The sequence below is a fragment of the Shewanella sp. T24-MNA-CIBAN-0130 genome (genome assembly GCF_040310185.1).
Classification (GTDB): Bacteria; Pseudomonadota; Gammaproteobacteria; order Enterobacterales; family Shewanellaceae; genus Shewanella; species Shewanella psychromarinicola.
In genome coordinates, this window is the sequence record NZ_JBEOPP010000007.1 from 39,286 (window position 1) to 61,812 (window position 22,527).

At 41.1% G+C, this 22,527-nt stretch carries 22 protein-coding genes and 1 pseudogene; 9 read left to right on the forward strand and 14 right to left on the reverse strand.

Annotated elements, in window-relative coordinates; genetic code table 11:
- Positions 1-308: 308 nt before the first annotated feature.
- The 12 genes and pseudogenes from AAEZ02_RS23720 to trmJ all read right to left on the reverse strand — a co-directional run.
- Positions 309-574 (reverse strand): annotated as a pseudogene (locus AAEZ02_RS23720) (nucleoside-diphosphate kinase); the annotation flags it as partial.
- Between the two features lie 278 nt (positions 575-852).
- The gene (locus AAEZ02_RS04470) at positions 853-3,618 is read right to left on the reverse strand and encodes a TonB-dependent receptor (RefSeq protein WP_124011763.1); all 2,766 of its coding nucleotides are present in this window, start codon (positions 3,616-3,618) and stop codon (positions 853-855) included.
- 992 nt (positions 3,619-4,610) lie between these two features.
- Positions 4,611-5,042 (reverse strand): nucleoside-diphosphate kinase, encoded by a 432-nt coding sequence (gene ndk / locus AAEZ02_RS04475; RefSeq protein ID WP_124011764.1) that lies wholly within the window; start codon positions 5,040-5,042, stop codon positions 4,611-4,613.
- A 381-nt stretch (positions 5,043-5,423) separates the two neighbouring features.
- Positions 5,424-5,759: an ISC system 2Fe-2S type ferredoxin gene (fdx, locus tag AAEZ02_RS04480; RefSeq protein ID WP_101032097.1), complete on the reverse strand. Its 336-nt coding sequence runs from the start codon at positions 5,757-5,759 to the stop codon at positions 5,424-5,426.
- A gap of 8 nt (positions 5,760-5,767) precedes the next feature.
- Entirely contained in the window at positions 5,768-7,627 is a 1,860-nt protein-coding gene (gene hscA / locus AAEZ02_RS04485; protein WP_124011765.1) for a Fe-S protein assembly chaperone HscA, read from the reverse strand.
- A 69-nt stretch (positions 7,628-7,696) separates the two neighbouring features.
- The gene (hscB, locus tag AAEZ02_RS04490) at positions 7,697-8,221 is read right to left on the reverse strand and encodes a co-chaperone HscB (RefSeq protein ID WP_124011766.1); all 525 of its coding nucleotides are present in this window, start codon (positions 8,219-8,221) and stop codon (positions 7,697-7,699) included.
- Positions 8,222-8,275: 54 nt separating this feature from the next.
- A complete protein-coding gene (iscA, locus tag AAEZ02_RS04495) occupies positions 8,276-8,599 on the reverse strand; it encodes an iron-sulfur cluster assembly protein IscA (RefSeq protein WP_101032100.1) in 324 nt (107 codons plus the stop codon).
- 14 nt (positions 8,600-8,613) lie between these two features.
- Entirely contained in the window at positions 8,614-8,997 is a 384-nt protein-coding gene (gene iscU / locus AAEZ02_RS04500) for a Fe-S cluster assembly scaffold IscU (protein WP_101032101.1), read from the reverse strand.
- A gap of 71 nt (positions 8,998-9,068) precedes the next feature.
- Entirely contained in the window at positions 9,069-10,283 is a 1,215-nt protein-coding gene (locus AAEZ02_RS04505) for an IscS subfamily cysteine desulfurase (RefSeq protein ID WP_124011767.1), read from the reverse strand.
- A gap of 81 nt (positions 10,284-10,364) precedes the next feature.
- On the reverse strand, positions 10,365-10,826 hold the full coding sequence (gene iscR / locus AAEZ02_RS04510) for a Fe-S cluster assembly transcriptional regulator IscR (protein WP_124011768.1): 462 nt from the start codon (positions 10,824-10,826) through the stop codon (positions 10,365-10,367).
- A 257-nt stretch (positions 10,827-11,083) separates the two neighbouring features.
- The gene (gene cysE / locus AAEZ02_RS04515) at positions 11,084-11,905 is read right to left on the reverse strand and encodes a serine O-acetyltransferase (RefSeq protein ID WP_101032104.1); all 822 of its coding nucleotides are present in this window, start codon (positions 11,903-11,905) and stop codon (positions 11,084-11,086) included.
- 24 nt (positions 11,906-11,929) lie between these two features.
- Positions 11,930-12,646: a tRNA (cytosine(32)/uridine(32)-2'-O)-methyltransferase TrmJ gene (gene trmJ / locus AAEZ02_RS04520; protein WP_101032105.1), complete on the reverse strand. Its 717-nt coding sequence runs from the start codon at positions 12,644-12,646 to the stop codon at positions 11,930-11,932.
- A 150-nt stretch (positions 12,647-12,796) separates the two neighbouring features.
- Between trmJ and suhB the strand changes: the two genes are divergently transcribed.
- The 9 genes from suhB (at position 12,797) to AAEZ02_RS04565 (ending at position 20,918) form a co-directional block, all read left to right on the forward strand.
- Positions 12,797-13,600 carry an inositol-1-monophosphatase gene (suhB, locus tag AAEZ02_RS04525; RefSeq protein ID WP_101032106.1) on the forward strand — a complete coding sequence of 268 codons (804 nt, stop codon included), beginning with the start codon at positions 12,797-12,799 and terminating at the stop codon, positions 13,598-13,600.
- 316 nt (positions 13,601-13,916) lie between these two features.
- Entirely contained in the window at positions 13,917-14,321 is a 405-nt protein-coding gene (locus tag AAEZ02_RS04530; RefSeq protein WP_101032107.1) for a phosphate-starvation-inducible protein PsiE, read from the forward strand.
- Between the two features lie 240 nt (positions 14,322-14,561).
- Complete coding sequence (locus AAEZ02_RS04535) at positions 14,562-14,864, forward strand: PilZ domain-containing protein (protein ID WP_101032108.1); 303 nt, start codon at positions 14,562-14,564, stop codon at positions 14,862-14,864.
- Positions 14,865-14,965: 101 nt separating this feature from the next.
- On the forward strand, positions 14,966-15,634 hold the full coding sequence (locus AAEZ02_RS04540) for an AAA family ATPase (RefSeq protein ID WP_101032109.1): 669 nt from the start codon (positions 14,966-14,968) through the stop codon (positions 15,632-15,634).
- Complete coding sequence (locus AAEZ02_RS04545) at positions 15,621-15,971, forward strand: replication protein RepA (protein WP_101032110.1); 351 nt, start codon at positions 15,621-15,623, stop codon at positions 15,969-15,971. Before AAEZ02_RS04540 ends, AAEZ02_RS04545 begins: the two co-directional genes overlap by 14 nt.
- Before the next feature lie 436 nt (positions 15,972-16,407).
- A complete protein-coding gene (locus AAEZ02_RS04550; RefSeq protein WP_124011769.1) occupies positions 16,408-18,084 on the forward strand; it encodes a sensor histidine kinase in 1,677 nt (558 codons plus the stop codon).
- Positions 18,081-18,791: a two-component system response regulator BtsR gene (btsR, locus tag AAEZ02_RS04555; protein ID WP_124011770.1), complete on the forward strand. Its 711-nt coding sequence runs from the start codon at positions 18,081-18,083 to the stop codon at positions 18,789-18,791. The genes AAEZ02_RS04550 and btsR overlap by 4 nt, the downstream gene beginning before the upstream one ends.
- Before the next feature lie 131 nt (positions 18,792-18,922).
- On the forward strand, positions 18,923-20,395 hold the full coding sequence (locus AAEZ02_RS04560) for a carbon starvation CstA family protein (RefSeq protein WP_101032113.1): 1,473 nt from the start codon (positions 18,923-18,925) through the stop codon (positions 20,393-20,395).
- Between the two features lie 109 nt (positions 20,396-20,504).
- A complete protein-coding gene (locus AAEZ02_RS04565; protein ID WP_124011771.1) occupies positions 20,505-20,918 on the forward strand; it encodes a VF530 family protein in 414 nt (137 codons plus the stop codon).
- A 28-nt stretch (positions 20,919-20,946) separates the two neighbouring features.
- On the opposite strand, the gene AAEZ02_RS04570 is transcribed toward AAEZ02_RS04565, so the two are convergent.
- Together AAEZ02_RS04570 and ribA are read right to left on the reverse strand one after the other, a co-directional pair.
- On the reverse strand, positions 20,947-21,882 hold the full coding sequence (locus tag AAEZ02_RS04570) for a hypothetical protein (protein ID WP_124011772.1): 936 nt from the start codon (positions 21,880-21,882) through the stop codon (positions 20,947-20,949).
- Positions 21,883-21,902: 20 nt separating this feature from the next.
- Complete coding sequence (gene ribA, locus AAEZ02_RS04575; protein ID WP_101032116.1) at positions 21,903-22,511, reverse strand: GTP cyclohydrolase II; 609 nt, start codon at positions 22,509-22,511, stop codon at positions 21,903-21,905.
- Positions 22,512-22,527: the final 16 nt, after the last annotated feature.

Consider the following 22,527-nt stretch of genomic DNA (forward strand, 5'->3'; position numbering starts at 1 on the left):
ACGATAATGCTTGCCTTGTAATGACTGTCATTTAGGCCTACACAACAACCGATTCGCTTACGTTATGTACAGAGGAGATCACACTTGAGAGGAACACAAAACCGATACACGAAGCTCATCAGTACTCAACATCTGAGTACAAATGTTAACTAAATGTTATCTTGTTAGCTGCCATTATTCACCTACACTATATTGTGAATTGGGCCACATTGAACATTAAATAACAGGATTGACTAACCATTCAGCAACGTAAATAGCTAAGCTATCAAAGCACAAAAAACAAGCAAGGAGATAATGCTCCTTTTTGATTAACTGACAGCACAATTAAGAGTGCACACTTTATCTGCGCTGAAGCAGTAAGCAATTTCAAATGCTGCTGATTCAACTGCATCAGAACCGTGAACGGCGTTAACGTCGATACTTGCAGCATATTTCCACGTAATGTGCCACGTAAAGTGCCACGAGCAGCCTCAGCGGGATGAGTTGCCCCTATGATTTCACGATTAGCTAGAGCAGCGTTTTCGCCGGCTAACACTTGAACCATTTCCGGACCCAAAATCATCAATAAAATTAAGACGCAGAGGTGCTTTTTAGTAACTTGAGATAAATATTTATCAGCTTTGTTCTGATTGTGATATGAACATAGAACCACCAAACTTAATTGCCGGCCCAATAGAACAATGTTGTACTGATTAATCTTAAGCAAAAATACCTTCTCAAACATCGACATGAGTTACACCTAAACCATTAGAGCCGTGTCTTAGCCATTCCATTTACTTATGTCTTATTCAATGCAAAACAAAAAGCCGGCTAATAATTAGCCGGCTTTTTACATTAACAATAAATGTTAAATTAGAACTTCACGCTTGCACGAACGAAGAAGTAACGACCTAATACGTCATAAGTATATGGATCGGTATTTGAATCTAAGTTACCGGTGTAATAAGGAGGCTCTTTATCAAAGAGGTTGTTCACACCACCAGATAAACGAACCGTACTGGTTAGATCATAAGAACCTGAAAGGTCATGATAAACAATGCTATCTACAGAAGGTGCATAACAAGCAGAGGTATCATCTTTACAAGCAAATGAATCCATACCATCAATATAACGAATTTCGTATGTCGCACTCCAATCATCACCACTTGCCGTTAGATCAAGGTTGGTTTTGATTTTAGCAAAGCCACCTGCGTTACCCGTTACAAAGCCACGGTAATCGACTGCATTACCATCTGGGTCAAATTCTTCATAGGTTTCTAAAATCGACGTATCTAGGTTTGCTTTCCAGCTTAACCCTACTGCCTCGAAGGCATACGCTACGTTGATATCATAACCAGACGTGTTGGTTGCACCAACGTTTTGTAAACCGTTATCAAACTTAATACGACCTGTCGCGTCGATTTCAATATTTGAAGCTTGGCATAATGCAGTATCGGTATTAATGGTTACTCCACTTGCGTCTAAACATTGATTAGCCACATAATTAGAATCAACTGCGGTAATCGTGTTCGTGATAGCAATATCGTAATAATCAAACGTTAACGATAGCCCATCGACAAAGCTAGGTGAATACACCAAACCAGCAGTGGTAATATCTGCTTCTTCTGGCGTTAACAACTCATTACCCCCCACAGTCACTTCTGCTTGGCTTTGCTCTGAAGCAGGGTGAACTATTTGATTAAATGATGGCGATTTACCACCAAATAACTCATCTACAGTAGGAGCGCGGAACGCAGTTGAACGGCCACCACGGAACATTAAATCATCTGTCATGCGCCATGTTAAGCCTAACTTCCAAGTAGTGTCATCACCAAAAGTATTGTAATCGAAATAACGCATTGCAGCGCTCAAATCAACTTGTTGTGCAAAAGGTAAATCGCTTAACAATGGAATCGCCAATTCTGCATATACTTCGTTTACACTAAAATCACCCGCTGTAGCTTCAACGCGAGGGTCATTAGCAAGACCTTGCGCCGTTAATGAATCAGGGGTGAAATGAGCGGACTCTTTACGGTTCTCATAACCAGCAGCAAACCCTAGAATACCAGCAGGTAAATCAACGATATCACCGGTAAGTGTTGCCGCAATAATATCTAATTCACTACCACCACTGTTAACTTCAGTATAGACGAACGGTTCAATGCTCTCACCTTTCCAAGATGACTCTAAAAACGGATCAAAAGTGCCCGCTAATACAGCATCGTTAATAGAACCTATGTTATGCAGATTTGCAAGGGTATCGACTGAATCGTTTTTACCTTTGTTGTATGAAGCATCCCAAGTCCAACCGTTGTCGAACATGCCTTCTAAACCGATAACGACACGAACCGTATCAACTACTTGACTAAAGTCACGGGTACCAGATTCAACCATACGACGGCCATAACTCAGTTCTTCACCATCTTGAACCCAAGGAAGTAAGTCATCAGTCATGAAACCACCAGCAGACTTAGGCTTGTATGCCCATGCAGCGCTGTTCCAAATAGGTTGTGGTGCCATTTGCTGTTCTGACCAACGCTTAGAATACATAGCTTCAGAGAAGAACGTAATATTGTCAGACAAATCATATGAGCCAGCAAAACTTAAGTTAATGCGTTCCATTGGCGTAGACAAATAGCTGTCTTTGGCATAGTTATATTTGTCATCACTAGTAAAATCATGGAAAGCGCCATCACGACCACTTACATCAGCTTCAGATTTACCATCAAAATACTCAAACTCTGGCTCACCCTTGTCATCAGCTACATACTGACCGTAATATCCTGAGTCACCAACAGCATAAGCATCGTCTGCGCCTGAAGGAGTGATGTTAAAGTTCTGATCACCCCAAACATGACCTCCTTGACTATATGAGCTACCACCACAATATAATGTTTTGCTACCTGCCGCGCCGGTTTCAGAGATTGGGCAATCTGAAAAATCACGGTCTGCTTGGCTTGCATCACCACGTTTAGTGTACTGCGCGTTAATAACCACATTACCTTTATCAAACGTGTTACCAAGAGTAAAATCTATGCTCGTTTCGTCTGCGTCGCCTTGACCACTCATACCGGTTTGAGCATTCATTTCAAAACCGTCGAAATCACGTTTTAAAATAATGTTTACTACGCCAGCAATGGCATCGGTACCGTAAACAGCTGAAGCGCCATCTTTTAATACTTCAACACGTTGGATCATTGATACTGGAATAGTATTCAAATCCACTGTGGACGCGGGCCCCGTTCCAGAAGCAATCATACGGCGGCCGTTGACTAATACGAGTGTACGACTCGTTCCTAAACCACGAAGGTTAATACTAGAGTTACCTTGAGAGCCATTGTTCACGGCAGCGTTAGTCATCGCGCCACCGGTAGAGGTCATTTGTTGTAAAACATCATCAATAGATGTTGCGCCAGAAGACACAATTGATGACGCATCAATGACACTAACCGGACTCGCAGTTTCCATATCGGCACGCTTAATACGTGACCCCGTTACTGCAATTCTTTCCACTTTCTGAACTTGTTCTTCTGCTGAAACCACAGCTGAAGAGAATAAACTTGTTGTAACGACACTGGTTGTTGCAACAGCCAGTAGACTACGACGAATAGCCTTAGCAGTTAATGTTACTGAACTCATGAATAACTTCCCTATAACTTATATAAAATGAATACAAGTAATTTATAATTTTTATATTTATATTAAACAATTGATTGAATTTAACAAAACCAATTATCGAGAAGCATTATTAATGAATTAAAAACCTTTAGTCAACACGGGCAACAAGTGAACAACATTAAGTTTAACAATTGGCCCAATCAATAGTTTGACTTTTGCTTTAATGATAATAACCAGTAAGTTAACTTGTAATATATGTTTATTAATATTATAAATATTAATAAACATATGACAACTAACAAGATGAAGTCAAGAACAAAACAAATTGTAAAACCAAATTAAACATAACCCACCCATATTTAACCGTATTGCAACGCAAAATAGGAAGATGTATTAATAAAATAAATTTTAATATTTAAAAAAACCTTATTGATTGCCGTAAAAACAACCAGAATGACATTTCGAAATTATTGATTATTTATTCAAAAAATAACTCAATAGCAATCATTTAAGGGTTTTTATTCAAGAAAGTGATAATACTAGGCTAACAACATAGGGTGACATGCGTAAATAACAATCAATTTAATGAACGGTATTGGATTTAGCTCACGGGGTATTTAGACTGAGAACTGCATCATATTTAATAGATTTTAATACCACACTTTGCAACATAAATGTTAATAAAAAGTGTTTTCACTTATAACTATTCATCAATAACACGAGAAAAATATTGCCCCATTCTGTTAATAATACCCTTGACCAATCATAAGGAATATTAACAGCATGTTTACACTATATCTCACACACCCTAGCGTTCTGCTACTTTGATCTAAATAGGAATAATGCCAGTTTTACGGTGTGATGATCAAAAAGAACAAAACTCTGCACTGATAATATAGTGAAAAAATTGGTATAAATTAGATATAGGAATTAATAAAGATAAAAATAGATATTAGCGAAGCGAACACAAAAAAGGAGCCTAAGCTCCTTTTATGATCAACTTACAGCAACAATTAACGAGTGCGTGGGCACACTTCATCTGCGCTGAAGAAGTAAGCAATTTCACGAGCTGCTGATTCAACAGCATCTGAACCGTGAACAGCATTTTCGTCGATGCTGGCAGCGTAATCACCACGTAATGTGCCACGAGCAGCTTCAGCTGGGTTAGTTGCGCCCATGATTTCACGGTTAGCTAGAACAGCGTTTTCGCCTTCTAACACTTGAACCATTACAGGACCAGAAGTCATGAAAGAAACTAAAGCGCCAAAGAAAGGACGTGCGCTGTGTTCAGCGTAGAAACCTTCAGCTTGTTCTTTAGATAGGTGTACCATTTTAGACGCGATGATCTTAAGACCAGCCGTTTCAAAACGGTTATAAATTGCGCCAATGTGGTTGTTAGCAACTGCATCTGGCTTGATAATAGAAAATGTGCGTTCGATCGCCATAACGAGCTTCCTTAATGTGAGCAAGTATAAAAAATTTTGCAAATTATACGTAATTTAAGAGTATATTCCTAGCCTTATCCGCTTTCTCAGTGATATTTCATCACTCGATTGGGTCATTTATATTAACATGGCGCAATTTATGCTCATAGGTGAACATTAATCTTAATCTGCAAGTTTTTAGACAGTATTACGATGTCCACAGAGTGCTCAACAAAGTGCTCAAAAATAAGCATTTCGCATATATACGCTAAGTTTATGTAAAATGAATATCGGCAATAACCACCGATAAAAAAAGAGCCAATCTTAGTAGATTGACTCTTTTTTTGTGATCAATTACCCGCTATAAATAGGGCTGTTGATGGGTTAACACTCCGGCAAAGACTACCCTTCGCTGACCATATTGACCGTGTATTTCGGGATATCAATAATCATATCGCAATCCACAACTTTAGCTTGGCAAGATAAACGACTTTCAGGTTCTAATCCCCATGCTTTATCAAGCATGTCATCTTCTAACTCATCACTTTCGTCAAGCTGGTCAAAGCCATCGCGAACAATGACATGGCATGTAGTACAAGCACATGATTTTTCGCACGCATGTTCAATATGAATACCGTTACGTAAGGCTACGTTTAAAATGGTCTCACCGACTTCGGCTTCAAGTACTGCGCCGTCTGGACAAAGTTCTTGATGGGGTAAAAATACTAACTGTGGCATCATTTCACCTATATGTTGTCGACCGACTGCCCTTTTAGCGCCGCTCTAATAGAATTATCCATACGTCTTGACGCAAAATCTTGGGTTTTGTCATCGAGATTTGCAATCGCTTTTTCAATGGCATCAATATCGTCTTGTTGTGCTACTGTATCAAGTTGTGCCATCGCAACCACTAACTGTTCGCGTTCTTGCTCATCTAGTAAAGCAGCATCTTTAGCCAAAGCAGCATTAAGTGATTCAATCACCCGCGCCGCTTCCACTTTTTGCTCTGCCAGCATACGACGAGTAATGTCTTCTTTAGCATACTTCATCGAATCTTTAAGCATGGTCGCTATTTCAGTATCCGATAAACCAAATGATGGTTTCACTTGGATAGAAGTATTAACTCCGGTGGATTTCTCCATCGCGGTCACGCTGAGCAAGCCATCAGCATCCACTTGGTATGTCACTCGGATATGCGCAGCACCTGCCGCTAATGGCGGAATACCGTGTAGGGTAAAGCGCGCCAAAGAACGGCAGTCATCAACAAGCTCGCGTTCGCCCTGCACCACATGGAATACCATTGCCGTTTGGCCATCTTTAAAGGTGGTAAACTCCTGCGCACGTGCAACGGGGATGGTGGTATTACGAGTGACCACTTTTTCAACCAAGCCGCCCATGGTTTCAACGCCCAGCGATAATGGGATCACATCTAACAGTAACAAGTCTGATTCGGGCTTATTACCAACAAGAATATCAGCCTGAATAGCTGCACCTATGGCAACAACACGATCAGGATCAATTGAGGTCAATGGTGTTTTTTTAAAGAAAGCTTCAACTTGTTCACGCACTAAAGGCACGCGAGTTGAACCACCCACCATGACGGTTTCAATGACTTCATCCACACTCACGTCAGCATCGCGCAAAGTACGGCGGCAGCTACCTATGGTTTTTTTCACCAACGTGCCAATTAACGTGTTAAATAAGCTTTTATCCACAATGCAGGTTAATGTTTTTTCGCCAATAGTGACCAAGGCTTCAACGCTTTCACTGTCGGTCAACGCTTCTTTAACTCGGCGAGCTTCAATGAGTAATTGACGCGCTAATTGACTGCCTGGCTCGGTTATTTGCCACTCTTGTTGTAAATGACTCACTAATAAATGATCAAAATCATCACCACCTAGAGCTGAATCACCGCCAGTGGCTAACACTTCAAATACACCACGACTTAAACGAAGAACAGAGATATCAAAAGTGCCTCCGCCTAAATCGTAAATGGCAATCACGCCTTCTTGCTTTGAATCTAGCCCATAAGCAATGGCAGCGGCTGTCGGTTCGTTCAGTAAACGTAATACTTTAACACCCAACAACTCTACCGCATCTTTGGTACCTTGGCGCTGTGCATCATCAAAATATGCCGGCACGGTAATGACCAAGCCTTCTAATTCGCCACCTAATGTCGTTTCTGCTCGCGCAATAAGCGGTTTTAAAATTTCGGCAGACACTTGGATCGGATTAACATGCCCCATAGGAGTAGAAAACACCGGTAAGCCGTTTTCACTTGCGTGTAATGCGTAAGGTAATCGATGTACACCAGACTGAATATCAGTAAGGCTACGTCCCATAAAACGCTTAATAGAAATGATAGTATTTTGTGGATCTAAAGCCGATTGTTCTTGAGCCTCATAGCCCACTAACACACGGGTATCAGCATAATGCACCACAGAAGGCAACGAATGACGTCCTTGCTCATCAGGCAAGGTCAATGCTTGAGCACTTCTTACCGCAGCAACAAGTGAGTTGGTGGTACCTAGATCAATCCCAACCGCAAGACGATGCTGGTGCGGTGCGGCGCTTTGGCCAGGTTCTGCAATTTGCAACAGTGCCATAGTGTTCCAACTTGTTATGTTATCGATTAGTCGAGCTAATCATAAATAAGGTTTAGAATTTTGGGGAATTCAGTCGAGCAAGCCATCTTCAATCCGGGCTAACTCATCATGTAATTTTGCCATAAACTTTAGCTTACGAATTTGATCTGCCGCTAATAATGCATCTGCATTATCATCACTGACCAATAACGTCGCTAATTTAGCAGAGAGGACAGACTCAAACTCACCAAACGATTCATACAGTTCATCAATTGATGGCTGCGGGTCACTGTTATGCGCGATGTCTTCAAGCGCTTCACGCCACTCCATTTGCTGCATCAAAAATGCACCATCTTTCAATGTGGTGGTTTCGTGACTTAATTCAATTCCGCGTAAGCTCAACATGTGTTCAGCACGGCGTAAGGGATTTTTTAACGTTTGATAACCATCATTAACTTGTGCTGTACGCTGAACTGACAAGCGCTTTTGTTGCTCGGTATCATTAGCGAATTTATCGGGATGGACCGCCCGTTGCAGTTCGCGGTAGCGCTCTGCAAGTAAGGCGGTATCGATATCAAAGGCAGGTACAACATTAAACAGATCGAAATAATTCATGGGCAGATATCATGCTTACTGTTTGATATAAACGGCTTAATAGGTAAATAATCGTTAAACGGTGAAACTTTCACCACAACCACATTCACCCTTTGCGTTAGGATTATTGAACTGAAAACCTTCATTTAGGCCTTCTTTGACAAAATCAAGTTCAATACCTTGCAAATAAATAAAGCTTTTAGCATCGATGATGATATTCACACCCTCGATATTATAAAGTTCATCATCGTCATTGAGTTCGTCAACGAACTCAATGACGTATGCCATACCTGAACAACCTGATGTTCTCAACCCAAGGCGCAAGCCAAGGCCTTCCCCGCGATTAGCAAGAAACGATCTAACTCGATCAGCAGCAGCGGGGGTCATTGAAATTGCCATCTTAACTCCAGGTATTACTTAGCTTGTTTGCTTTTATACTCTTCAATTGCTGCTTTAATGGCATCTTCTGCCAAAATTGAGCAATGAATTTTAACCGGCGGCAATGCTAACTCTTCAGCGATGTCGGCATTTTTAATGGTCGCGGCTTCATCAACACTTTTACCTTTAACCCATTCTGTTACTAATGAGCTAGATGCAATTGCGCTGCCGCACCCATATGTTTTGAATTTTGCATCTTCAATAATGCCGTCTGCATTAATTTTAAGTTGCAACTTCATTACATCACCACAGGCTGGCGCACCAACCATACCCGTTACTATTGATGGATCGTTCTTATCAAATGAACCTACGTTACGTGGGTTTTCATAATGATCGATTACTTTTTCGCTATAAGCCATGATAGTACTCCAAAATCTGTGTCGTTATTAGTTTACGATTAATGGTATTACGCTCATTTAATGAGATTAAATTAGTGTTGTGCCCATTGAACTTGGTCCAAATCGATACCATCTTTGAACATCTCCCATAACGGAGACATTTCGCGTAACTTATCAATAGATTCATTTATCGTTTTAATAGAGTGGTCAATTTCTTCATCGGTAGTAAAGCGACCAATAGAGAAACGAATTGAGCTATGTGCCATTTCATCATTTAAACCCAATGCACGTAATACGTAGCTTGGCTCTAAACTTGCTGAAGTACAGGCTGAACCTGAAGAAACCGCTAAGTCTTTTAAGGCCATCATTAACGACTCGCCTTCAACAAAGTTGAAACTTACGTTAAAAATACCACTGTAGCGTTGTTCCATATCACCGTTGATATAGGTTTCTTCGATATGTTTAATACCGTTCCACAACTTGTCACGAAGATGGGTAATACGTGCGCTATCAGCGGCCATGTCTTGTTTAGCAACAGCGGCTGCCTCACCTAAGCCTACGATTTGATGCGTTGCTAATGTGCCACTACGCATACCGCGTTCGTGTCCACCACCGTGCATTTGCGATTCAAGACGAATACGTGGCTTACGGCGAACATAAAGTGCACCGATACCTTTTGGTCCATACATTTTATGGCCAGAAATCGAAATTAAATCTACTTTGGTCGTTTGCACGTCAATCGGAAGTTTACCCGCACTTTGCGCAGCATCCATGTGGAAAAAGATACCTTTTGAACGGCATAATTCACCAATGGCATCGATATCATGTATGACACCAATTTCGTTGTTAACATGCATAATACTGACTAAAATTGTGTCATCGCGCATCGCCGCTGCTAAACGTTCCATTGGGATAATGCCGTTAGCATCGGGAACAAGATAACTGACTTCATAACCTTCACGTTCTAACTGTCTGCAAGTATCTAAGGTTGCTTTATGTTCAGTTTTACTAGTGATGATGTGCTTGCCCTTTTTATGATAAAAGTGGGCAATACCTTTAATCGCAAGGTTACTCGATTCTGTCGCACCTGAGGTAAACACAATTTCACGATGATCAGCATTGATTAAATCAGCAATTTGATTACGGGCGACATCAACCGCCTCTTCAGCTTGCCAACCATAACGATGTGAACGCGATGCTGGATTACCAAACACACCGTCCATTGTCATGTGTTGCATCATTTTTTCTGCGACACGCGGATCGACAGGGGTTGTGGCGGCATAATCTAAATAGATAGGAAGCTTCATAATACACTCCGTACTCAGCAGTCTCAGATGAGGCTACATACAACGTACAAATAATAATGATTTATCAATCAACATAGGGAGTTACAAACTCAATCTATGTTCCTTTTGTATTTCGTCTTGCTTTAACGAGATAAATTGAACGTCTCGTTTTTGCATTAAACCCGCAAGCGAAATACTGTCTAAAAACTCTGAAATTTGTTTACTTAAGTCACCCCATAAAGAATGGGTTAGGCAACGAGTACCACTTTGGCAGTTACCTTTTCCTTGACAACGAGTGGCGTCTACAGATTCATCAACAGCATGCACGACCATACCAATTGAGATATCGTTGGCTTCTAGACCTAGACGATAACCACCACCGGGCCCACGAAAACTCGACACCAAACCATGTTTACGTAACTTTGCGAAGAGTTGTTCAAGATAAGACAAAGAGATACCTTGTCTTTCAGAAATATCGGCTAAAGGCACGGGGCCAGTAGCAGAGTGAATCGCAACATCCAGCATAGCTGTCACTGCATAGCGACCTTTTGATGTAAGTTTCATAACTTGTACTGCTCCCAAAAAGTATGCAGTAATTTGAACATACCCGAGTAATTTAGTCAAGTATTAATCCTACTAAAACACTCGGGTATTAATATGACTAACGCACTCGGATATCATGGCATTTCTTATCACAAAAAGTTCCATATTTTCGCAGAAGGTATTTAACCTTTTTATCTTGGAAGATTCAATGCCGATAAGGCAATTAATCGCATTATCGGCCAATTGTTTGACATGAATCTACAATGACTTAATGATTTTTAAATACTCGGGTCGAACTTATCAATATCTTGTTTACGATTTGTGGCAGCTTCTCGAGAAACGTCATCGAACGCATCAACGTTTAATTCTGGCAACTTTTTAGTACACACTTCACCACCCATAAGTTGAATGGCATTACACAGTTCTTCTACTTTAGAGTCCATTAAATGCATGTGGTCAAGCATTTGCCCTATGGCATTAGCCACTGGGTCGGGGTTATCGGGTGATACTGCGTACGCATCAAAGCCGTACTTTTTAGCTATTTCGGTGCGACGTTCAGTTTTTTCTGTTGACTGGTTGGTCGGTGAAGACACCACTCGCCCGGGTATGCCCACAACAGTATGATCACTGGCGACATCCTTAACAACGACAGAATTTGAACCAACACGAGCACCATCATGCATAGTGATAGGTCCAAGGACTTTGGCCCCTGCACCAATAACCACATTATTGCCTAAGGTGGGATGACGTTTACCTGGCTGCCAGGTGGTCCCTCCCAAAGTAACGCTATGATAAAGCGTACAATCATCACCAATTTCAGCTGTTTCACCGATAACGACACCCATGCCATGGTCAATAAAGAAACGGCGACCAATCGTCGCTCCTGGATGAATTTCAACACCCGTTAACCAACGGGAAAATGTCGATAAACACCTAGCGGTAAAGCGCCAGTTGGCGATCCACAGTTTATGACTAATACGGTGGATCCAAATAGCATGCATACCGGGATAATTAAATATTATCTCTAAGGTACTGTTTGCGGCAGGATCTCGATGATAAATCGATTCAATATCTTCTTTTAGCCTAGCGATGACGACCATGATGTGTTCCTTTACTGCTTAATCTTATTTATCCACTTTCTTATCAATAGAAGTCAAAATACCCCGTAGAATATTCATCTCTGGTGCTTCAATACGCGCACGAGTGTATAAACGACGTAGTTTAGTCATAACTTGTCCAGGATGATTTTTAATCACAAAACCAGTTTTAGACAACGTTGACTCTAAATGGACGAAGAAACGTTCCAGATCAGAGGTTAATGGATATTCATCCGTCACTGCTGGAGTTTCAGTTTGCGCTAGGTGCGCGACTCGGGTTTCATAACAAATAATTTGTACTGCTTGCGCTAAGTTTAACGAGCTATATTCTGGGTTTGCTGGAATAGCCACGTGATAAGTACATTTTTGTAACTCTTCATTACTTAAGCCATGATTTTCACGGCCAAATACAATGGCAACAGGGCCATTTAAGCTTTCTTGATTCAGTTTTAAACCGGCTTCACGAGGATCAAGCATCGGCCAATCAAGGGTACGACTGCGCGCGCTAGTGGCAATCACTAAGCTACAATCGGCTATTGCTTCTTCTAACGAATCAACTCGAGTCAGGTTTTTAAGAATATCTGACGCACCTGCAGCCAGCGCTATCGATTGTCCATCAGGCTCAGCTCTCGGCTCTGCAAGATATAAATTTGATAAGCCCATGGTTTTCATTGCTCTAGCAGTAGAGCCAATATTACCAGGGTGCGAGGTACCAACTAAAACAACACGAATATTACTGAGCATGTAGCACTTTCTTTTAGCTAAAAATATTATCCACATATTAACACAATCGTTAAAAATTACGTTATATGAAAATCTGCATTTGATATAACTGTCAAATTAAGTATAATGCGGGCGCTATTTTACTCGTTCTTTAACATCCAGGGGATTGCAATGCATCCGATGCTGACTATTGCCACGCGCGCCGCACGCGCCGCAGGCCAAACTATTATGCGCGCCTATACTGAGCTTGATCGTGTTGAGGTAAGCAGTAAAGGTATTAATGATTTTGTGACTAGTGTGGACAAGGAAGCAGAAGCAACTATTACTTATCAAATTCGTAAATCTTATCCAGACCACACCGTCATTGGTGAGGAAAACGGTGAAAACCGTGGTGAAAACAAAGACTATGTTTGGATAGTTGATCCTTTGGATGGCACTAACAACTTCGTTCGTGGTATTCCTCACTTTGCGGTATCTATCGCAGTTCAATATAAAGGCAAAATTGAAGTTGCCGTTATTTACGATCCTGTCCGTGAAGAATTATTTTCAGCGGTTCGCGGCAAAGGCGCTAAGCTCAATGATTTCCGTATGCGTGTAACCAATGTCAATGATTTAAGCAATACGATGATCGGCACCGGTTTTCCATTTAAAGCACGCCAACACACAGAAAGCTATATGGCTATTCTGAGTGAAGTGTTCCCATTGTGTGCAGATATTCGTCGTGGCGGTTCAGCTGCGTTAGATTTAGCCTACGTTGCTGCAGGCCGTTTAGACGGTTTCTTTGAAATTGGCTTAAAGCCATGGGATATCGCTGCAGGCGACTTAATTTGTCGTGAAGCAGGCGGTACCGTTACCGACTTCATGGGTGCGCATAACTACATGATTTCAGGCAATATTGTTGCTGGCAGCCCGAAAGTGACGACTCAACTGGTTAAAACCATGCGTCCTTTACTAAATGAAGGCTTAAAACGTTAATCGTTAGCCATATATTATTGTATAGATCCTTAGCAATAATCGATTTAAACCGCTAAAGCACAGCTATAGCGGTTTTTTTATGTCTGTCATATAGAGCCCCTGCAATACTTGTAACACTTCTTGTTTTATCCCAGTCAATCTTAAAATGAGTCATACCAATCATATGGTGTACTTGATCAGTTCAGTACGGCTAACGTTTTTTAAGACAGAACTTATTAAAAAGCCATGATATATCTTGCAAAATAGAGCAACAATGCTGGGAAATCATCCCAAATTCGTCAATAATAGTATCTTGATTTTGTTAATGTAGAAGATTATGCGACAACTGCGAAACTTAGGCCTAAAATCCTTAAAAAGTATCGAATATTTAGTGTTATTTATTATTGCACTGGCGACCGTATTTGCCATTGGTGAAGAAATTCTTCATATGTTTGACATTAGAACCGTGGAACTAGCTGACTTACTCCTACTATTCATATATCTTGAAGTATTAGCTATGGTGGTCAATTATATCGAATCAGGTAAATTACCTATCCGTATGCCGCTTTATATTGCGATTGTCGCCTTGGCTCGGTATTTAATTTTAGACATGAAGGGCATGGAAGATTGGCGTATTTTAGCGATTTCGCTTTCGACCATTTTACTGGCGAGCACCGTTATCGTGATCCGCTGGGGCCAATTGAAAATGCCTTACCCTAAAAACCAAGACTACGATAATTAATCATCTTAACGGTTCAGCCAAATAAAGCCGAGTATCGATTACTCGGCATGTTGACCAAAGTTTGGTTTTGCTTAACAAAGTAACTATGCTAAAAGTTAACAGTAGAACGTTAAAAGCTGAAATTATAGAATAAAACCAGAAAATTGTTAGATTAATAGATATTAAGTATTGTTGGTAATGAACCGTCACAAAGCAACAGATATAGATGCTGACAGATTAACCATTTCAAGGAGATACATAATGGGGCAAGAGCCAACAGGGTTCGAAGAAAAACGCAGTTCTTTACGTTTAGATATGGAAGCTGAGCGGATCCGTCTAGATTGGATTAATGCACAAGGCGAATCATGTATAGACCATGGTATCTGTATTGACCTCGCCCGCAAAGGAGTCTTATTTGACTTCAAAGCCAGTTTTAAAGTCGGTGATTTGATCGCATTAACGTTCAATGAAAATACCAATAAACAAAATACGATTAAAGGCCAAGTCTGTCGCTGTACCGAATGCTCGCCTTACAGTTACCATATTGCTTTACAGCTTATTTAATTGATTATTTTATGCAGTACCCTATGGCGGCTCTGTACTCAAAATAAAATACCAATCAATATTTTCGGTGCAACAAGGCGCCTAGCATCAAGGATCACAACATGATATTGCTCGTCGGCGGAGAAAAAGGTGGCAGTGGAAAAAGCTGTTTAGCACAAAATATTGCCGTACACATTAGTCAAAAATACGATGCCAATGTGCTAATGGTTGACTGCGACCCGCAACGAACCACATCAGACTGGATCCAAGCTCGCAATAATGACCCCAGCCTAAAAGCCATCAATTGTATTCAGCTTTATGGCAAAATCCGTAATGATCTGCTGAGTTTAAATGAACGGTTTGACTATGTCATTGTTGATTGTGGCGGCCAAGATAACCTTGCAATGCGAGCGGCCATGTCTGTAGCAACCTATGTTGTGATCCCGCTTCGTCCAAAGCGTCGCGATCTTAAAACCTTACCTCATATGGAAGACATGCTCAGTACCTGTAAGATGGTCAATCCCAAAATGATTGCAGCCATTGTGATAACGCAATGCCCTGCACTGCCATCTCAAGGTAAACGTATTTTAGAAGCGAAGGAAGTCGTGGAGTCTTTTGGTTTACGTGCACTCAACTCAGTGACGTTTAGTCGTAATATCTATGATGATAGTGAAGAAAGTGGCTCTTCTGTCCTAGAAATCGATCCTAGCGGTAAAGCTGCTGATGAAATTAGAGCCATTGCCGATGAACTGTTTGCCATTCCGCCAGAAAATAGCTATGAGTTTAACTGATCTTAAGCGCAAGAAAACTAAAGATACCCGAGTCAAGGTATCTGTTGACGACTTTATTGAAGATGCTAATAATTATGCGTTGGGTTTAGGGGCGTCTCATGACCAGCCCGTTATCACCTCAACGACTCAAGACTTTCTAAAAGGGCTCGATAAAAAAAGTACTAAAATTTATCGTCATGCCACTTTTACATTAACCGAAAAAAGTATTTCACAATTAGATGAGATAGCCAAAAGCAACAAAGTGGCTAAATCAAAAATACTCAGAATACTCATTGATGATTTTTATCAGCAAAGTAACACCAAGCAATCTGATTTATTAAGAAAAACATCACGCTAACGATAGGACTTTTCGATGAGTATTATCAACAGATATGTTGGCAAGCACGATGTCCAATGATGTGATCAAATACCCATAACATTGACCTTTAATGGTTTCAACGTGTGGGCGCAGATATACTTGATTAGCACAGACAATTCATCATTGAAGACGAGTCATTATTAGAGATCGGACCCGATAATAAGCTGCGCACAGAGATACGTTATCTCTAATCTCTATTCGGTCATAGCCTTGAGTTGATAATCAATTACTGCTGATGCCTTTTAATATCATGCTAAAATTAAAGTAGTATTATTTATATTGCACTCATATTTGTGGCAACGAGACGCCACTAGCGACCCCCAGCTAACCAGTAATGGCTCTCTTATCAGAGCAAAAAAATAATATATTTAGCCACCAAAATCTGACTGCCTTTAATGAATCCATAAGAGAAAATATGCCGTTAATATTACTGCTAACACAACAGATGTGTGTTTATTTAGTTCTCGTTTACTTAGTCAGTAAAACGCCGTTATTTAAATTTTTTGCAGAAACATCAAAACGCTTACCTCATAAAATCTTTATCTACCTTGTGTTCTCCAGCTTTTGCATTATGGCAACTTACTTTGGTGAGCAAACATCAGGAGCCATTGCCAATACTCGGGCGATGGGGGCTGTATTAGGCGGATTGCTAGGTGGTCCAGTCACTGGTTTGTTGGTTGGGCTAACGGGTGGATTACACCGTTATTCTATGGGGGGATTTACCGATATTGCCTGCGCGATATCGACCACCTTAGAAGGCTTATCTGCTGGGATGATCAGCTATTATTTAAAAAAAGCCGGTAAACCTGAATTGGCTTATCAGCCTATTATCGTATTTGGGGTGACGTTTATGGCTGAAATAATGCAGATGTCAATTATTTTACTGGTCGCAAAACCCTTTGACCAAGCTTGGGAATTGGTCAAGCTAATCGCTCCACCTATGCTACTGATTAACTCCCTAGGCGCGGCGATGTTTATGAGTATTGTTCGCGACCAAAAAGCCATGTTTGATAAACTCTCATCCAGTTTTTCGACCAACGCGCTCAAAATAGCTGAACGCAGTGTCGGATTATTGTCCAAGGGCTTTGATTTGGAGTCGAGTAAAAAGGTTGCCCAAATCGTCATAGAAGAAACCCAAGTCGGGGCTGTCGCCATTACAGACAGACATAAATTACTCGCCTTTATTGGTATTGGGGCTGATCATCATATTCCTAATACGCCAATTTCATCCCAAATCACCCTTGATGCCATTGCACACAATCGGGTGATGTTTGCCGATGGTGTCGACACTAGCTATGCTTGCTCCATAGCCGCTAATTGCAGTTTAGGTTCAAGTCTAGTCATACCACTGCTCAGTAACGATGAGGTCATTGGCACCATTAAGTTATACGAACCTAAAAATAAGCTCTTTTTAAACATTAATCGCACCTTAGGCGAAGGGATTGCAAGGTTACTGTCAAACCAAATTCTCTACGGGCGATTTGAACAACAGAAAAGTTTATTGATGCAAGCAGAAATTAAATTGTTACAAGCGCAAGTTAATCCGCACTTTTTATTTAATGCGCTCAATACTATCAGCGCCATTATTAAACGTGACCCACAAATGTCGAAGCAATTATTACAGCAATTATCCCAGTTTTTGCGCATCAACTTAACTCGCACCACCGGGCTGGTGACCATGGCTGATGAACTTGAGCATATTGATGCTTACCTCTCCATAGAGCGGGCTCGTTTTATTGATAAACTGCAGGTTACCATTGATATTCCGGCAATTTACCATCATCTAAAAATGCCCGCGTTTACCTTACAACCTTTGATTGAGAATGCGGTTAAACATGGAACATCGCGCTTACTTGATGCGGGCATTATTAATGTAAAAGCCACACCCGATGGCGAAGACTTATTACTCAGCGTGACCGACAATGCAGGTTTATACCAACCATCCACTAACACTGAGGGTTTAGGGATGAATTTAGTCCACAAACGGATCCAAAATTTATTTGGTGACCAATACGGGATTGAGGTCGAGTGTAAAACCGATCTATTCACTTGCATCAGTGTGCGTTTACCTCTGGAGGAGATAGACCAATGATCTCCTGTTTAATCATTGATGATGAACCTTTTGCTCGTCAAGAAATCGCCGATTTATTGGCACTACAAGCAGATATTCAGGTGTTGGGGCAATGCAGCAATGCGATTGAAGCACTGCAACAAATCAACCAATTAAAACCCGCATTAATTTTTGTCGACATTCAAATGCCGCGTATTAACGGCATGGAACTGATTGCCATGCTTAGCCCAGAAAATATGCCTAGAGTCGTCTTTGTCACTGCTTATGATGAATATGCCGTTAAAGCATTTGACAACAATGCCTTTGATTATTTACTCAAACCCATTGATGAAAAACGCTTTAACCAAACACTCAATCGAGTCAGAGCCGATCTGTCACCACAAATGATGCACCCTATGATCCCAACTCAGTTAGCCCATTTACCCTGTTACAGCGGTAATAAACTCAAAGTAGTCGCAACGGCTGATGTTGAATATATTTTTAGTGATGTCGGTGGGATCCATGTGTGCTCAAATAAAAATTATTGTCACACCCAATTAACCTTGAAAGTGTTGCAAGAAAAAACCCCGTTAATCCGCTGCCATAAACAATATTTATTATCTCCCAACGCTATTTCTGAAATAGAACTCATTGATTCAGGTGCAGAAGTCACTACCCGTAGTGGTGCAAAAGTGCCCGTTTCACGCCGTTATTTAAAAGAGCTTAAATTATTACTGGGCTACCAATAACCAACTCATCTCGCCGCTTAGTCTGCCTATTTACCGCTTAGGCACCCGATCCGACCACTTAATTAACTGTCACCCTTTTTTGATAAAAACTGCTTTACAGTGATATCACTTAAAAATGGGGAGATAACAAAATGACGTGGTTTTTACTCTGTGTGGGCCTGCTAATCGGCGGCTACTTTATTTATGGGGCCTTTGTCGAAAAAGTATTCGGCATCAATACCCAGCGACAAACACCTGCTTTCACCCAAACAGACGGCGTCGACTTCGTGCCAATGTCCAAAGGTAAAGTGTATTTAATTCAACTGCTAAATATTGCCGGTGTGGGGCCAATTTTTGGTCCTATTTTAGGCGCATTATATGGCCCAGCCGCTATGTTGTGGATTGTATTTGGTTGTATTTTTGCCGGTGCGGTTCACGATTACTTCTCGGGAATGCTATCGGTACGCAATAACGGTCAGTCAGTACCCAGCTTAGCAGGTAAATACCTAGGTAAAAACGCCAAGCACTTTATGAACTTGTTTGCCATTATCTTATTATTGTTAGTCGGCGTGGTATTCATCTCTGCACCTGCTGGCTTACTGAGCAAACTGACTGGTTTAGATGTTACCCTCTTTGTTGGTATTATTTTTGTCTATTATTTAATTGCCACCATCGTTCCTATCGACAAGATCATTGGTCGCTTATACCCATTCTTTGGCGCATTACTGGTATTTATGTCAGTGGGACTTATCATAGCGTTAGCCATGTCAAGCGAACACACCATGTTAGCGGGTTTTGAAATGGGTGACTTCGTTACTAATTTAAACCCTAACGACATGCCATTATGGCCTGCCTTGTTCATCACCATTGCTTGTGGTGCCGTATCTGGTTTCCATGCTACACAATCACCATTAATGGCACGTTGTGTTGAAAATGAGTCAAATGGCCGCTTTGTGTTTTTTGGTGCCATGATTGGCGAAGGTATTATTGCGCTAATTTGGTGTGCCATTGCATTATCATTCTTTGGTGGTGTAGAAGGATTAAATGCCGGTATGGCAGGCAACCCAGCTAACGTAGTGTACGAAGCCTCTAACGGATTATTGGGCACATTTGGTGGCTTCTTAGCTATCTTGGGTGTCATTGTATTACCTATCACCTCTGGCGATACTGCATTTCGTTCAGCTCGCTTAATCTTGGCTGAATTCTTTAACATTAAACAAATCGAGTTACCTAAGCGCCTTATGCTTGCAGTGCCCCTTTTTGTTGTAGGTGCGGTGCTAACTCAAGTCGATTTCGGGGTGATTTGGCGCTACTTTGGTGTCGCAAACCAAACTACCGCAGTGATGATGTTATGGACTGCAGCAGCTTATTTACTGCGCCATAATAAATTTCATTGGATTTGTACTGTACCGGCGATGTTTATGACTTGTGTGGTGATTAGTTTCATACTCAACTCATCAACATTAGGCGCAGGTTTACCGATGACAGTGTCAACGATTGCAGGTTTAGTCTCCACAGCAATAATCACTGCGATGGTGATCATAAAAACCAAAGGCAAAGGCGATGTTGATACGGACAATGATATTGACGATGATGATAAAGTTGAACTAGCCAACGAGCTATAACATTCAGTATGGTTAAATAAATGGCAGCCTTGGCTGCCATTTTTACGTTGATATCACTTTGGCGACAATGTGGGTATAATATTGCAAACTTAATTAGCTCGCACAATCCATGACCCAAGCAAACAATCCGCTTCACGGCATTAAACTAGAAACTATCGTTACTGAACTCGTTGAAAAGTACGGGTGGGAAGAATTAGGATCTAGGATAAATATTCAGTGTTTCAAAGATAATCCGAGTGTAAAATCAAGCTTGAAGTTTCTGCGTAAAACGCCTTGGGCGCGTGATAAAGTTGAATACTTATATCTTAAGGCCAACAAACTGCCCTTGCCGCCACCTAAAGACGATAACCGCGGTTCTTTTGCGGCTAAAACGCGGCCTGCGAAGGTAAAAACACCGTCAGCTAAACCCGTCTCAAATAAAACGGTTGCCGCTAAAGCTAAAGCTGACTCTGACTCTGACACAGCAAGTACAGAATCAACAACACCAGTCAATGCCGATATTTGGGGAGCAAGCTCAAATTAGCTTATCAATGGCTAAACTCTGCCAGGGCTTATAGCGGAAATTCGAAAATTAATCGCCAAACTTTAAGCCCGCCACCCACTTGATAACTGAACCCAAAATGTTCGATTTTTACGCTGTCTAAGCCTATCGCACTGAAGCTGATGGGTTTTGAAAAGGCTAATGTCGTGCCGATTTCATAAGTGTATGAGGTTAAAACATCATTACCAACTGGGGTGACGAATTTTAGTTTGTCAAAATACCAATGTGCGGCAATAAAAAATCTCGGCGCAACAAGGGTATCTTGCCACTGCCAATCATAATTAACCCCAAAGTCGATACCGGTTTTAAATACCGAATAGCCTTCTGTGCTGTCATTTTGATTACTTTGATAGCCGGCATAATACACTCGGTTTACCCATACAGGGGTGAATAAAGGCGCATCAAGTTTATAGAGGGCCGATATGCCTGTGGAAAAAATCCCGACATGGCTGTAAGTCGAAAAATTATGCCCATAGCCTAAATCAACATAACTCTCCAATGTTAGCTGATCATCCACCAGCCAATGATATTCAAGCCCTGGCGTTAAAGTAATAGTGCCCACATTGTTAGGAAAACTGCCTTGAGGTAAGTCATTAAATGAATAATCAAAAAAACCAAACGATGCCGTAAAACGTAACTTCAACACGTAATCATCTGCTGAATCAAGTTCGAATCCCATCGGGATATTGGCAACAGCAGCACTTTGGCCAGAGGTACGATAAATACCACTGCCTAAGTAATTGGCAAATGCATAATGAGAAGCATCTGGTTCAGAGATCAATTCAGGCGATGTAGCGGGAGATAATTCAGATGCTTGGCTAATATTACTGCCAAGAATGAGTAATACCGTCACGGATATGACGCGAGAAAAAGGATACAAAAAACGCGTATAACTAAACGATGATGAACCAATGAGTGGTATGATCTGCCTTTGTTTCATCATCATCTAAACTTTATGTTGTCAGGCTATTCATCGTGGAAGTAGTGCTCCGACATCATATGACCCATTTCAGTTGACTTGGTCTTTAAATATGATTCGTTGTAACGATTTTTACCTACTTGTAATGGGATACGTTCGACCACTTCAATGCCAACATTTTGCATTGCCATGACTTTACGCGGATTATTGGTCATCAACTTCACTTTAGTGACCCCAATTTTCTCTAGCATAGGCAAAATCATGTCGTACTTGCGCATATCCGCTTCAAAACCTAAACGCAAATTAGCTTCTACCGTATTGGCGCCAGCATCTTGCAGCTCATAAGCACGAATTTTATTGAGCAAACCAATCCCACGTCCTTCTTGACGTAAGTACAACAAAAAGCCTTGGCCTTTCTCAGCAATGCTTTGCATTGCTGCTTGTAATTGAAATCCACAATCACAACGTAAACTAAATAATGCATCACCGGTCAAACATTCTGAATGAATACGACCTAGCATAGGTTGAGTGGGATCCAGTTGACCGAATGTCAACGCAACGTGTTCTTTACCCGTGGCGGTCTCTTCAAAACCGTGCATAGCAAAAACCCCCCAAGGAGTGGGTAACTTAGATGTTGCGATATACTTTATCGACATGAATTAACCTTACGAC